Annotated in this window: 12 protein-coding genes; all 12 read left to right on the forward strand. The window is 63.9% G+C overall.

What is annotated here, in order from left to right:
* The first annotated feature begins 154 nt into the window (after positions 1–154).
* The 12 genes from ACIGHN_RS19525 to hsdR all read left to right on the forward strand — a co-directional run bounded on the left by ACIGHN_RS19525 (position 155) and on the right by hsdR (position 14,392).
* Complete coding sequence (locus tag ACIGHN_RS19525; protein ID WP_396505637.1) at positions 155–3,079, forward strand: DNA topoisomerase III; 2,925 nt, start codon at positions 155–157, stop codon at positions 3,077–3,079.
* Positions 3,079–3,312 carry a hypothetical protein gene (locus ACIGHN_RS19530; protein ID WP_396505638.1) on the forward strand — a complete coding sequence of 78 codons (234 nt, stop codon included), beginning with the start codon at positions 3,079–3,081 and terminating at the stop codon, positions 3,310–3,312. The genes ACIGHN_RS19525 and ACIGHN_RS19530 overlap by 1 nt, the downstream gene beginning before the upstream one ends.
* A 209-nt stretch (positions 3,313–3,521) precedes the next feature.
* Positions 3,522–4,298, forward strand: a complete 777-nt coding sequence (locus ACIGHN_RS19535) for a helix-turn-helix transcriptional regulator (RefSeq protein WP_396505639.1) — start codon at positions 3,522–3,524, stop codon at positions 4,296–4,298.
* Between the two features lie 450 nt (positions 4,299–4,748).
* A complete protein-coding gene (locus ACIGHN_RS19540) occupies positions 4,749–5,354 on the forward strand; it encodes a YbhB/YbcL family Raf kinase inhibitor-like protein (protein WP_396505640.1) in 606 nt (201 codons plus the stop codon).
* A 171-nt stretch (positions 5,355–5,525) separates the two neighbouring features.
* Complete coding sequence (locus ACIGHN_RS19545) at positions 5,526–5,864, forward strand: DUF4124 domain-containing protein (protein ID WP_396505641.1); 339 nt, start codon at positions 5,526–5,528, stop codon at positions 5,862–5,864.
* 154 nt (positions 5,865–6,018) lie between these two features.
* Positions 6,019–6,999: a glycerophosphodiester phosphodiesterase family protein gene (locus ACIGHN_RS19550; RefSeq protein ID WP_396505642.1), complete on the forward strand. Its 981-nt coding sequence runs from the start codon at positions 6,019–6,021 to the stop codon at positions 6,997–6,999.
* A 182-nt stretch (positions 7,000–7,181) separates the two neighbouring features.
* A complete protein-coding gene (locus tag ACIGHN_RS19555) occupies positions 7,182–7,961 on the forward strand; it encodes a tyrosine-protein phosphatase (protein WP_396505643.1) in 780 nt (259 codons plus the stop codon).
* Between the two features lie 144 nt (positions 7,962–8,105).
* The gene (locus ACIGHN_RS19560; protein ID WP_396505644.1) at positions 8,106–8,486 is read left to right on the forward strand and encodes a BPSL0067 family protein; all 381 of its coding nucleotides are present in this window, start codon (positions 8,106–8,108) and stop codon (positions 8,484–8,486) included.
* Positions 8,487–8,518: 32 nt separating this feature from the next.
* Positions 8,519–8,953 carry an STY0301 family protein gene (locus ACIGHN_RS19565; RefSeq protein WP_396505645.1) on the forward strand — a complete coding sequence of 145 codons (435 nt, stop codon included), beginning with the start codon at positions 8,519–8,521 and terminating at the stop codon, positions 8,951–8,953.
* 145 nt (positions 8,954–9,098) lie between these two features.
* The gene (locus ACIGHN_RS19570) at positions 9,099–9,563 is read left to right on the forward strand and encodes an STY0301 family protein (protein ID WP_396505646.1); all 465 of its coding nucleotides are present in this window, start codon (positions 9,099–9,101) and stop codon (positions 9,561–9,563) included.
* Between the two features lie 204 nt (positions 9,564–9,767).
* The gene (locus ACIGHN_RS19575; RefSeq protein ID WP_396505647.1) at positions 9,768–10,241 is read left to right on the forward strand and encodes an STY0301 family protein; all 474 of its coding nucleotides are present in this window, start codon (positions 9,768–9,770) and stop codon (positions 10,239–10,241) included.
* A gap of 746 nt (positions 10,242–10,987) precedes the next feature.
* On the forward strand, positions 10,988–14,392 hold the full coding sequence (hsdR, locus tag ACIGHN_RS19580; RefSeq protein WP_396505648.1) for a type I restriction-modification system endonuclease: 3,405 nt from the start codon (positions 10,988–10,990) through the stop codon (positions 14,390–14,392).
* Positions 14,393–14,399: the final 7 nt, after the last annotated feature.

Below are 14,399 nucleotides of genomic sequence, written 5' to 3' on the forward strand. Positions count from 1 at the left end.
TGTTAACTTGATAGTGCACACGTGTGTGCGTGCGCGTGCATGTATGCGTACGTACATGCGCGCGAAACCCGAATTGTAGAAGCGCCCGGGCCGGACCCGGTCGCTTGGCCCCAGAACGCAGAACGAACGACGACAGGCAAGAGCCCCCCAAAAAATGACCAAGACCCTGGTAATTGCAGAGAAACCCTCCGTGGCACAGGACATCGTGCGCGCCCTCACGCCCGTGGCGGGCAAGTTCGACAAGCACGACGACCACTTCGAGAACGACCGCTACGTGGTCACCAGCGCCGTGGGCCACCTGGTCGAGATCCAGGCGCCCGAGGAGTTCGACGTCAAGCGCGGCAAGTGGAGCTTTGCCCACCTGCCCGTGATCCCGCCGTACTTCGACTTGAAGCCCGTGGACAAGACCAAGTCGCGCCTGAACGCGGTGGTCAAGCAGGCCAAGCGCAAGGACGTCACGCAACTCATCAACGCCTGTGACGCGGGCCGCGAGGGCGAGCTGATCTTCCGCCTGATCGAGCAGTACGCCGGCGGCGCCAAGCCCCTGGGCAAGCCCGTCAAGCGCCTGTGGCTGCAGTCCATGACGCCGCAGGCCATCCGCGACGGCTTCGACGCCCTGCGCACCGAGCAGCAGATGGCGGGCCTGGCCAGCGCCGCCCGCAGCCGCAGCGAGGCCGACTGGCTGGTGGGCATCAACGGCACCCGCGCCATGACCGCGTTCAACTCGCGCGACGGCGGGTTCTTCCTGACCACCGTGGGCCGTGTGCAGACGCCCACGCTGTCGCTGGTGGTGGAGCGCGAAGAAAAGATCCGCAAGTTCGTGAGCCGCGACTACTGGGAAATCCACGCCACCTTCGGCGCCGAAGCGGGCGAGTACCCCGCCAAGTGGTTCGACCCCAAGTGGAAGAAGGGCGAGGATGTGGAAATGCGCGCGGACCGCGTCTGGTCCGCCGCCGAGGCCACGGCTATTGCCAACGCCGTGCGCGGCAAGCCGGCCACCGTCACCGAAGAGAGCAAGCCCACCACGCAAGCGTCGCCCCTGCTGTTCGATTTGACCAGCCTGCAGCGCGAGGCCAACGGCAAGTTCGGCTTCTCGGCCAAGACCACGCTGGCGCTGGCGCAAAGCCTGTACGAGCGCCACAAGGCCCTGACCTACCCGCGGACCGACTCGCGCGCGCTGCCCGAGGACTACCTGCCGGTGGCCAAGCAGACCTTCGAGATGCTGGCCGACAGCGGCATGCGGCATCTGGCGCCGCACGCGCTCACCGCGCTGAACAACAACTACGTGCGCCCGTCCAAGCGCATCTTCGACAACAGCAAGGTCAGCGATCACTTTGCCATCATCCCCACGCTGCAGGCACCGAGCGGCCTGTCCGAAGCCGAGCAAAAGCTGTACGACCTGGTCGTGCGCCGCTTCATGGCGGTGTTCTTCCCCAGTGCTGAATACACCGTCACCACGCGTATTTCCACCGTCGCACCGCACAGCTTCAAGACCGAAGGCAAGGTGCTGGTCAAGCCGGGCTGGCTGGCCATCTACGGCAAGGAAGCGGCCGACGAGGTCGAAGGCGGCAAGGAGGGCGACAAGGGCCAGAATCTCGTGCCCGTCAAACCCGGCGAAAGCGTGAACACCCTGGCCGCCGACCCCAAGGGCCTCAAGACCAAGCCCCCCGCACGCTACTCCGAAGCCACGCTGCTGGGCGCCATGGAAAGCGCCGGCAAGCAGATCGACGACGAAGAGCTGCGCTCTGCCATGCAGGAAAAGGGCCTGGGCACGCCAGCCACGCGCGCGGCCATCATCGAAGGCCTGCTGACCGAAAAGTACATGCTGCGCGAAGGCCGCGAGATCATCCCCACGGCCAAGGCCTTCCAGCTCATGACGCTGCTGCGCGGCCTGGAGGTCGAAGAACTCTGCCGCGCCGACCTGACCGGCGAATGGGAGTTCAAGCTCTCGCAGATGGAAAAGGGCCAGCTCAGCCGCGAATCCTTCATGGCCGAGATCGCCGCCATGACCGAGCGCATGGTCAAGAAGGCCAAGGAATACGACCGCGACACCATCCCCGGCGACTACGCCACGCTCGAATCGCCCTGCCCCAACTGCGGCGGCACGGTGAAGGAGAACTACCGCCGCTTTGCCTGCGTGGGCAAGCCGGGTGCGGAAGGCTGCGGCTTCAGCTTCGGCAAGTCGCCCGCGGGCCGCACCTTCGAGACGGCCGAGGCCAACGCGCTGCTGCGCGACAAGAAGATCGGCCCGCTGGAGGGCTTTCGCTCCAAGGCGGGCTGGCCCTTCACGTCCGAGATCGTCATCAAGTACGACGACGAGGCGCACAACTACAAGCTCGAATTCGACTTCGGCGACGACAAGAAGGGCGAGGAGTCCGGCGAGCTGGTGGAGTTTGAAGACGCCTCGCTCGGCCCCTGCCCCATCTGCGGATCGGAAGTGCACGAGCACGGCAGCAACTACGTGTGCAGCAAGGCCGTGCCCACCGCGGCGCAGCCCACGCCGAGCTGCACCTTCAAGAGCGGCAAGATCATCCTGCAGCAGCCCGTGGAGCGCGAGCAGATGACCAAGCTGCTGGACACCGGCAAGACCGACCTGCTCGACAAGTTCGTGAGCATGCGCACCCGCCGCGCCTTCAAGGCCCACCTGGCCTGGGACAAGGACGCGGGCAAGGTCAACTTCGAGTTCGCGCCGAGCAAGTTCCCGCCGCGCCCCGGCGCTGTCGCCAAGGCCGCCGCGGCCAAGGTCGCCAAGCCCGGCGCCGCCGCCAAGAAAACCGCCAAGCCCGCAGCCGCCAAGAAGGCCCCGGCCACCAAGACCGCGGCCGCCAAGGCACCGCGCAAGGCCGCCGCCGGCAAGGCCCCCAGCGCCGCCCTGGCCGCCGTGATCGGCACCGATCCCGTGGCCCGCCCCGAGGCGGTGAAGAAGCTGTGGGAATACATCAAGGCCCACAACCTGCAGGACCCCAAGGACAAGCGCACCATCGTCGCCGACGACAAGCTGCGCGCGGTGTTCGGCAAGGACAGCGCCGGCATGTTCGAGCTGGCGGGCATCCTGGGCAACCACCTCGGAGGCGAATGATGACCCCTCAAGCTGAACGCACAACGTCGCGGGTAGGCCGCGTCTGGCGCGCCGCCCTCACCACGCTGGGGGCCGTCGTGGTCGTGGGCGCGCTGGGTGGCTGCGGCAGCACCAGCACCTCAGGCTCCGCGCGCTCCAGCGACCCCGCGAGCCAGCAGCAGCAGCAGGGCGGCAGCGGCGTGACGGTGTTCGGCGATATCGATGTGAACGTGACGCGGGAGCGCACGCGCTGAGGTATTGAGGTGAAGGCCTGTGGTGGTGAGGCGGCGAGGCTTGAGGTGCCGAGGTGTGCATCTGGTTCAGCGTCGCTCGCGTCCATTCGGCGCCGCGGTGGCCACCGCATGCAGTCGGCATGCCCGCATCGCATCGCATCGCATCGCGTCACCAGCCTGGACCGCACAGGTGATCGCCGCCCACCCGCACCCCTGGAAAGAGTGATGTGATGGGCGAGCCCGCACTGTCCCTGCAGATCGCCACCACGGTCCACCACCGCATCCACACCGTCACCGTGCGCATGGATTCGGTGGGCTGGGTGGTGTCGGGCACCAAGCACCTGGTCGCGCCCGGCGGCGGGCACCGCTACGCGAGCGGGCGGGTGTTCGTACTGCCGCGCGGCGCGCAGTGGGAGGTCGTCAACGACCCGGCGCCGCAAGGCCGCTATGTCGCGCGCCTGCTGTGTTTTGCGCCCGAGCTGGTGGCGCAGTTCCACCGGCAGTTCGGCCAGTTCGCGGCGGTGGCACCGGTGCAGGGCTGCGCCGGCATCGCTGCCGATGCGGCGTTCGAAGACAGCTACATGCGCGCGGTAGCCGCGCTGGAGAGCGACGGCAGTTCGCAGGCACTGCGCGAACACCGCGCGCTGGAGGTGCTGCTGCTCCTGGCCGAGCTGGGCATCGTCTTCGCTCCCCCCGGCGAACTGGGCTGGGCCGAACGCGTGCGCCGCCTGGTGGGCCCGAGCCCCCAGGCCGACTGGACGCTCGAGCGCATCGCCGCGGCCTTCGCCATCAGCCCCAGCACCCTGCAGCGCCGCCTGGCGCAAGAGGGCGACACCGTGAGCCAGTGCCTGCGCGACGTGCGGCTGGAGACGGCGCTGGTGCTGCTGCAAAGCTCCACGCTGCAGGTGTCCGAGATCGCCGGCCGCTGCGGGTACGAATCGCACAGCCGCTTCAGCGCCGCATTCCGCGAACGCTTCGGCTTCCCGCCATCGCAACTGCGGCCGTGACGCGTGGGCTGTTCTGATCTGCGGGCAAACGACAAAACGACAAACCGTTCACGCTGAGCTCGTCGAAGCGCTGCGCAGGGCTTCGACAGGCTCAGCCCGAACGGGTTGTGCAAGTGATGCCGTTGGAAATGCACTGAAAAAGAAGCCCGGTCCGTTCACGCTGAGCTCGTCGAAGCGCTGCACAAGGCTTCGACAGGCTCAGCCCGAACGGGTTGTGCAAGTGATGCCGTTGGAAATGCACTGAAAAAGAAGCCCGGTCCGTTCACGCTGAGCCTGTCGAAGCGCCGCGCAAGGCTTCGACAGGCTCAGCCCGAACGCCCTGGGGTGTGACCGAGCGCGACCCCCCTGACGCGCAGCGCACAGCGATTGACGCCGCCGGGCCAGCGCCAAAGCAGGGCGCGAAGCACCATCAAGGCCTTGTTCCACACCGCTATTGCAGGAGCCTTCTTGATGCAACAACGTCCATTGCTTCACCGCCGCCTTCTGACCACCATCGCCACACTGGGCCTCGCACTGACAGCCGGCACGCTGGCCGTCACAGCCGCCCACGCCCAGGCCTTCAGCCTCAGCAGCCCCGACTTCGCCGCGGGCGGCACGCTGCCCCAGCGCTTCGAGTTCAAGGGCTTTGGCTGCGCAGGCGACAACCAGTCGCCCGCGCTGCGCTGGAGCGGCGCGCCCGCCGGCACGCAAAGCTTTGCGGTCACCATGTACGACCCCGACGCACCCACGGGCTCGGGCTGGTGGCACTGGTCGGTGGTGAACATCCCCGCCAGCGTGACCGAACTGCGTGCCGATGCGGGCGCGGCGGGCGGCGCGCAACTGCCGGCAGGTGCCAGCCACGTGCGCATCGACTACGGCGTGGCCGCGTGGGGCGGCACCTGCCCGCCCGAGGGCGATGCGCCGCACCGCTACATCTTCACGGTGCATGCGCTCAAGGTACCGCGGCTCGACCTGCCCGCCGACGCCACCGCGGCGCTGGCCGGCTATATGGTCAACGCCCACAGCCTGGGCAAGGCCACCCTCACCGCCCGCTACGGGCGCCCCGCGGCCCGGTAGGCGCGCTGCGCACCCGGGCGCCCGGGCCATGGCAGTGGCCGCAGTGACCGCAGTGACCGTGTCGGGTGGAGCGGGGCGAGGTGGGCACTTGCGTTGTCTTGCCGTAAGCTCGCGGCGTCCGGCCCGTGCCAGCGCGGGTCGTCCCTGCCCACAGCCCTGAAGGTCCCACCCATGCGCAGTACCCGCGAACGAGCCCTCTGGTCCATCGCCCTCGCGCTGCTCTTGGCCGCTGCCGCCGCCGCATGGTGGACGGCCGACCAGTGGCTGCCGCACGCGGGCCCGTGGGCCGACCAGGCGTGGAAAAAAATCACCCGCCCCGGCCCGGACACGCTGCCACCGGGCCAGCAGGCCGGCCAAGCCCGCGCAGCGCGCGGCGGCGCCTCGGAGCCGCTGCCCGCGCAGCCCCGCAAGTGCGTGCAGGACGGCCGTGTCACCTACACCGACCAGCCCTGCCCCAAGGGCAGCCGCGAGCAACCCGTGGACGGCGCCGTGACCTCGCTGCCGAAGTAATGCAAGTAACTCCTGCCGGCGCCATCAAGATTGGAGCGCATGGCATTCCCGGTAGTAAGGCTGTCCCGCATGTGCCAGGCCCCCGGGCCCTGTCACCAGACTGCCTTGGTGCGTCGATAGAGTCGGCCTCTTTTCCAAAATGGAACGATCCCCCATGAAAGCCTTCTCCCTGGCAGCCGTCTGCCTCTGTGCCCTCATCGTCACCGGCTGCGGCGGCAGCGACGACGCTCTGGCCCAACCCCAGGTCATCGCGCACCGCGGCGCCAGCGGCTACCTGCCCGAGCACACGCTGGGCGGCTACGAACTGGCCATCCGCATGGGCGCCGACTTCATCGAGCCCGACCTGCAGATCACCAAGGACGGCGCACTCGTGGCCATCCACGACGACACCCTGAACCGCACCACCAACGTGGCCACGCTCTTTGCGCAGCGCAACGGCGGCTACAAGGTGGCCGATTTCACCCTCGCAGAAATCAAGACGCTGACCGTGGTGCCCACCGGCACAGGCAAGGTCAGCTACCCCGGCTTTGTGCCCAGCGCCACCAGCCCCTTCACCGTGCCCACCTTTCAAGAGGTGGTGGACTTTGCCAAGAAGCAAAGCAGCGCCGTGGGCCACGAAGTGGGCATCTACCCCGAGGCCAAGCAGGCCGACCCGATCATGGAAGACGGCATCCTCAAGACGCTGAACGCCAACGGCTACAACGGCACCAGCAAGATCTTCATCCAGTCGTTCAGCGACGCCACGCTGCGCAGCCTGCGCAACAAGCAGATCGCTCAGAACAACAAGATGCCGCTCATCCTGCTGGGCGTGGCCACCACCGCGGCCGACGGCAGCGTGCGCATGGGCGTGACGGGTGCCACCGGCGTGCAGCCGCTCACGCTGAAAGACGTGGCCAGCTTCAACGAAGGCGTGGGCGTGCTCATCAACAACACCACCTACCCCGTCACCAAGGCCTTCATCGACCAGGCCCACGCCGCAGGCCTGAAGGTGCACGGCTGGACTTTTGCGCAGGCCGACGCCACGCTGGCTGCTGCAGAGTTCCGCAAGTACCTGGACATGGGCATGGACGGCATGTTCGCCAACTACCCCGACCTGGCCGTGACCACGCGCAACGCCTACGTGCAGGGCAAGTAACGGCGCGCTGAGGGGAGCGGCCCGCCGTGTGGCCCACGGCGGTGACAGCCCGGGCTGCGCATTTGGGCTAGGCTTGGAGCCTGTGCCGGCCCGTCACTCCCGTGGCGCCGGCCCAGCACCACCACCAGCCACCCCACGAAAGTCCCCACGTACATAGCCACGTACAAAAGCACGCACTCGCCATGCCCCAGCAGCCCGCCTCCACGCACTCCACCGCCAGCCCCACCCGATCCCTCCCCTTCGCGGGCGCCAGCAACTTCCGCGACCTGGGCGGCTACATCGGCCGCGACGGGCGCGCGGTCAAGTGGCGCCACCTCTTCCGGTCAGACCACCTGGCCGCGCTCACCCCGCAAGACCAGGCCCTGCTGGCCCAGCTGGGCGTCACCCGTGCCATCGACTTTCGCGGCCAGGCCGAAAGCGCCGCCTACGCCTACGCCCTGCCCGGCGTGGCCTACCACCCGCTGGTGATCGAGCCCACGGTGGTGCAGCGCGCGCTGGAGCTGCAGCGCACAGGCCGCCAACTCACCGCGCAAGACGCCGTGGTGCTGATGCAGGACACCTACCGCGGCTTCGTGCACGACAACGCGCCGCGCTTTGCCGAGCTGTTCCAACTGCTGCTGGCAGGCAGCGAGCCGACGCCCGTCGTCTTTCACTGCACGGCAGGCAAAGACCGCACCGGCTTCGCCGCCGCCCTGATCCTGCTAAGCCTGGGCGTGCCGCGCGATGTGGTCATGCAGGACTACCTGCTCACCAATACCCTGTACCGCCGGCCTGAGGGCATGGGGAGCCACGTACCGGAAGAAGTTCTGTCGGTGCTGTGGCGAGTGCAGGAAGAGTTTCTGGATGCGGCGCTGCACATGGTGGACAACGACTTTGGCGGCGTGCAGGCGTATCTGGTGGATGTGCTGGGTGTGGATGCGGCGGCGCAGGAGGCGTTGGTGGGGCGGTATTTGCAGAAGTAGCGGGGGTGGCAGGTTCGGAGCGCAATTGGTTGCACCTCTCACGTTTGCGCTCTGTTTTTTGCTTCTAGACTCCTCCGGCTCAAGCAGTGCGGCCTTCCGACCCAGATGCTGGGGCGTGAACAACCTCTCATCTGAAAGTCATGTATGCCGTACGTTTATGAGGACCCGGAGTCGCTCGCCGGCGGGAAACTGGTACGAACCCATCAGTGCGTCGCGCTGGTCAAGCACTACGCCCGTGCGCCAGCCACCTCGTTGTGGCGAGAAGGAGCTACTGTCAAAGGCAATTTGCTGCTCACCAAGGGCACGGTCATTGCGACCTTCGTCAACGGCAAGTATCCCAACAAGCCCACCGGCAACCACGCAGCGTTCTATGTCTCTCAGGATGCCTCAGGCATCACCGTGGTAGACCAGTGGACCGGCAGCGGCAAAATCCGCAAGCGCGTCCTGCCTTTCCTGGGCAAGGACAAGACCGGTAAGTTCGTCGATCCCAGCGGCAATGGCGATGCCTTTTCAGTTGTGGATTAATCGTTATGCCATGCAAAGAATCTCTGGCATTCGTGCTCATAACCCTCGGCGCTCTTTCCGCCTGCGCACAGGCCACCGAAACGGCACTGGCGCCCTCTGCCAGCGTGTGTCCACGCTCGCTGCAGGTCCAGCAAACGCCTTCGGACAAGGTGCCACCTGATTGGCAGGTGCGCGGCAGCAACAAGAGTTTTCCCCTTTCCAATGTTGGGTTTTATCAAGGTCCCCCTGAGCTGCTCATGCAGAAGGTACCGTACCGCACCTACCGTAAAGGCAAGACGCTGCACTCTCAGTGGATCTTCCCACCCTCTACTCAACAGTATTGGGTGGCATGTGAATACTCCAGCACCGATGCTGTAGCCACAATGCCGCTGGACAAAAGTGTTACTGGCTGCACGGCAGAACACGACCTCAATACGTCACCGCCTACCGTTAAAAGCTGGGCCTGCCAAAGCACAGCGCGCCCCTGAAGCGCGACGTGAATGATGAATCGCCGCAAGCGGGTGAGCCATGCTGCAGCTAATCCGAGCGCGGTCGCTACAACCCGATGCGCTGGCTGAACATCCGCCGCCTCTCCACTTTGCCGTCGCCTTTATTTGTCGTGGAGTAGTCGCTATGGCAATTCGCTGGAGCTCAATATTTTTTCTTGCGCTATTTGCAGCCACGGGTAGCGTCATCGCCCAAACCGGCCACGCCTTGCCCAGCGTCGCGCACGAGGGCACATGCCCTGCGTTCATAGAGGTACAGCAAACGCCCATCGGCGAACTGCCGCCAGGTTGGCAGGCGGTTGGCAGCACGCGCAAGCATTACCTCAACAACGTATCGTTCTACTACGGGTCGCCCGATCCGATGGCGATACTGGCGCCCGACAGCGAGCAGCGCAGGGGCAAGACGTTGACGTCGACTTGGCCGCTCACGCCCCAAGACCTCCCTTACTGGGTCGGCTGTGAGTACGGGCGAACAGCCGCGATAGTCGCCAAACCGCTCGACAAGAGCCTGACATCGTGCTCCGTGCAACACGATCTGACCAGTTCACCCATCACCCTCAAGCGGTGGTCGTGCAGCAGTGGCGGCTTGTGATAAATCGGGCGAAAGAGGTAGCCGCGGGGCAGTGGGATGTTTGGGGATCGTGAAGAGCCGCTGGCAAGCGCAGTGGGTTCACGACTTCGTCAAGTTTTTGCTCATAAAGTTATAGCTGCTAGCGCTTGTTCAGTAAGCGGCAGAGGCCAATTCGGCTCAATTTTTACCTCACGCTCCCCCTCTACACCGAGCGCAGCCGTCACCATGATCATCCACCGCCACATCGTCTTCCTGCTCATCGGTCCTGGCTCAATGGCTCTCGCCATGGCGCAATCAGCACCTGGCCCCGACGCAACGCCAACGCCAACGGGCAGCCCGTGTCCGCAATCCCTGCAAGTCCAGCAAACGCCTTCGGACAAGGTGCCCCCTGATTGGCAAGTCCGCGGCAGCGACAGCAGCTATCCCCTGTACAACGTGGGTTTTTATGAAGGCCCGCCGGAGCTGCTCGTGCAACAGGTACCGCACCGCACGCAGCGCCGGGGCAAGACGCTGCACTCCCAATGGATTTTCACGCCCTCTACGCAACAGTATTGGGTGGCCTGTAAGTACTTCGGGACGTCTGCGGTAGCCACCAGGCCTCTCGACCGAAGCGTTACCGGCTGCACGGCAGAACACGACCTCGATAGATCACCGCCCGTCGTCAAACGATGGAGTTGCCAGAGCCAAACGCGCCGTTGAAGTACGCCTTACCGCTGGGTCGCTGACAGCTGTGAGACGGTTGTCCAGCGAATCCGCAGGCGCCGATGAGCAATGATGCGGTTAGCGCCCGATAGTCGGTGGCGCAAGGTTGTTACGCAACGTAGGCTCGCAAGCCAGCTAGATGAGTTATTCGAAAAAGCTTGCGTCTTCTATCCCGCCACGTACTCGAACTTGTCATGAGGGGTGGTCATTGACTTGATCCGTGCGTTGGCAATCACGAAGTGGGGTGTAGTGGACGGGACTCGGCTGTGGACTCGATGGCATGTCTCGCGCCAGGCCAGCTGCCTCTGACATTTGATAGTTGCCCCATTCGCTGTAAAACACTACATATTGATACATGAGTAAGCAGGCCCATATAGTGGCGGCGCAGCATGGCTTTCGATGCCGGCACTGCACTGGCCGTGTCTGATGTCGCTGCGCACCGCGACTGGCTAAGTGGGTGGAGCAAAAACGCGATGGCGACTATGGGCTGTGACACAAAGTGCCGATTGGGCTCAAATAAACCTACCTCAACTTTGACTTCAAAAACGACAGCAAGATACACAGATGCGTGGCGCACGCAGAGACGGTGCAGGAGGCTATGTGTTGTGCGGCAACTCGGGCGCCGCAGAGGTTGGTTCTGGCGTGAATGCGATGTCGATGTCGAAGACCATTCCTCAATTCCCTCTTTGAGGAAAATTGAGCTCGGCGCGCCTAGCGCAAAGTAGCCTCTGACCCTAGCACCTATGCCTCAACGTATTCAATCCAACTTCGACATGCTGCACTCGTATGAGGAGCAGTTGTGGCGCCTGGGGGCCTTGGCCGAGCGGTATTTTGCGCAAGACCCCAACACCAGCTTGCTCAAGCTCAGGCAATTCTCAGAAATACTGGCGCAGTCTCTGGCGGCCAGAGTCGGTCTTTTGACGAATCCTGCGGAAACCCAGTACGAACTCGTACGGCGCCTGCAAAACGAAGGGGCCTTGCCCAGAGAGGTTAAGCAGGTCTTCGACCAGATCCGCATCAACGGCAACGCTGCAAACCACGCGCTGGCCGGGAATCACGCGGGAGCCTTGTCTACACTCAAACTTTGCTGGCAGCTGGCGCTGTGGTTCCATCGCACGTTCAAAGACGCAAACCACCGATCTGGTCCCTTTGTTCCGCCCCAGCCACCGAGCAACGAAACCGCAGAGCTGCAAGCCGAGCTGACGCGGCTGCGGGAGGCCGTTGCAAACTACCAAGTTCAAAATGAGCAGGCCGGTGCAGAGCTTGCGCATACCAAAACGCAGCTTTCGTCGCTGAGTGAAGAGCGTGCTCTCTGGGAACAGTTGGCGACAGAGGCCGATGCAGCCAAAGCGCGCTTGGCAGACCAACTTTCGGCCCTGCAATCTGCAGCTGTTGCAGCTCCGTCAACGCAGTACGCTTCGCTGCTCCAGTCAGCCAACGTTGCAGCCACCAAGGTACAGCTGGACGAGGCAGAAACCCGTCGCATCATTGACGCCCAGTTGCGGCAAGCGGGCTGGGAAGCAGACAGTGAAAGCTTGCGGTACAGCAAAGGGGCCCGCCCGGTACGTGGCCGCAACATCGCCATCGCCGAATGGCCCTGCGATGGCTACTCCGCCGACTACGTGCTTTTTCAAGGGCTCACACCGATGGCAGTGGTCGAGGCCAAGCGAAAGAACATCGATGTGTCCGGCGCTCTGCAGCAAGCCAAACGCTACAGCCGCACATTCACGACCAGCTCAGACGTTCATCTCCATGAGCGCAACTGGGGCTCCCAGTCTGAATACCGCATTCCCTTTGTCTTCTCCGCCAACGGACGCCCGTATTTGCGACAGCTGTCTACCAAAAGCGGCATCTGGTTTTGCGACCTGCGCCACCCTGAGAACCGTAGCCAGGCGCTGGATGGCTGGTACAGCCCCGACGGGCTCAAGCATCTGCTGGCAGCAGATGAGGTCAAAGCCCACCAGCAATTGGACAACACCGAGTTCAACTTCGGCTTTCCACTGCGCCCATACCAACAACAGGCCATCCGCGAGACGGAGGCGCGCATAGGCCGGGGCCAGCGCGACATCTTGTTGGCCATGGCCACAGGCACCGGCAAAACCAAAACCTGTATTGCCTTGATCTACCGCCTGCTCAAAGCGCAACGCTTCAAACGCGTCCTGTTTTTGGTGGACCGATCGGCATTGGGCGAGCAAGCCGCCAACGCCTTCAAAGACACCCGCATGGAGCGGCTGCAAACCTTTGCCGAAGCCTTTGGCATCAAAGAGCTGGATGCCCAGGTGCCAGACGATGACACCGCCGTCCACATTGCCACTGTGCAGGGCATGATGCGGCGCGTGTTGCTTCCTGTTGATGGCGTTGCACCACCCACAGTGGACCAATACGACTGCATCGTGATCGACGAATGCCACCGCGGCTACACGTTGGATCGCGAGATGTCAGACACCGAACTCAGCTTTCGGGGCTTTGACGACTACATCTCCAAGTACCGACGGGTGCTCGACTACTTTGATGCCGTCAAGATCGGCCTGACAGCCACTCCGGCACTGCACACCACCGAGATATTTGGTGCTCCGGTGTTCACATACAGCTACCGCGAGGCCGTGGTGGATGGTTACCTGGTGGATTACGAGCCACCCATCCAGATCCACACCGATCTGTCCAAAGGGGGTATGCACTGGAAGGTGGGCGAAGAGGTCAAGGTCTACGACGCGCAGCGCAACCAGATCGAGCTTTTCAAGGCACCTGATGCCATCGACCTCAACGTTGAAGACTTCAACCGCAAGGTCATCACCCGATCTTTCAATGAGGTGGTGTGCAATCAACTCGCCCAAGAGATCGACCCCACGGGCAAGCGCAAAACCCTCATCTTCTGCGTCAACACCGACCACGCCGACTTGGTGGTGGATGTGCTGAAAGCCGCTTTTGAAGCCCAGTACGGTAGCGTAGAGGACGACGCCGTCATCAAAATCACCGGCAATGCCGACAAGCCGCTGGAGCTGATCCGCCGCTTTAAAAACGAGCGCCTGCCCAACGTAGCGGTCACGGTCGACTTGCTCACCACCGGTGTGGACGTGCCCGAGATCTGCAACCTCGTCTTCCTGCGACAGGTCAACAGCCGCATCTTGTTCGACCAGATGCTGGGCCGCGCCACCCGCCTGTGCGACTTTGACGGCGACCCCAAAGACAGCTTCCGCGTTTTTGACGCCGTGCGTATTTTTGAAGCCATCGGCAACATGACGGCCATGCGCCCCGTGGTGGTCAACCCCAGCATCAGCTTTGCGCAGCTGGAGCAAGAAACGCTGGCCGTGCAAGACACCGCCGCTCGCGAGCTAGTGCGCGAACAGTTTTTGGCCAAGTTGCAGGTCAAGAAGCGCCACCTCGGCGCACAGGCCAAGCAAGACTTTGAAACCAAGGCAGGCATGACGCCCGAGGCCTTCATCCAAAAGCTGCGCACCCTGTCGGTGGACGAAATCGCCAACTGGTTCATTCAAAACCCCCAGCTGGGCGAAATACTCGACCGCAAGCGCGAAGGGCGTGGCATGTCTGTTTTTGTCTCCGACCATCCCGATGCTCTCGCTGGCATCGAGCGCGGCTACGGCACCGCCAGCAAGCCCGAGGACTATTTAAAAGCCTTCAAGGACTTCATCGCCAGCCATGGCAACGAGCTGCCGGCGCTCATCACCGTGCTTACCCGCCCGCGCGACCTCACGCGCAAGCAGCTCAAAGAACTGGTGCTGGCGCTCGACCAGGCTGGCTTTACCGAAACCCGCCTGGCCACCGCCTGGCGGGAGCACAGCAACCAGGACATTGCCGCCCGCATCATTGGCTACATTCGCCAGGCAGCCATGGGCGATGTCCTGCTGCCCTATGCCGAGCGCGTGGACCACGCCCTGCAAGACCTGCTGGCCAAACCCTTGGCAGGCAAACCCTGGACGCAACCCCAGCGCGACTGGCTCAAGCGCATTGCGGCGCAAACCAAAGCCAATATGTTGGTAGACCGCGAAGCGCTGGACGACCCAGACCTTATATTCAAGCGCGACGGCGGGGGCTTTACCCGCCTGGACAGACTTTTCAACGGCCAGCTCCAGCCCGTGCTGGAAGCCTTTAATGACGCACTGTGGGCCGACGACCAAAAGTCTGCCTGACCGCTAT

This window comes from Acidovorax sp. NPDC077693 (assembly GCF_044542805.1).
Taxonomy (GTDB): domain Bacteria; phylum Pseudomonadota; class Gammaproteobacteria; order Burkholderiales; family Burkholderiaceae_C; genus Acidovorax.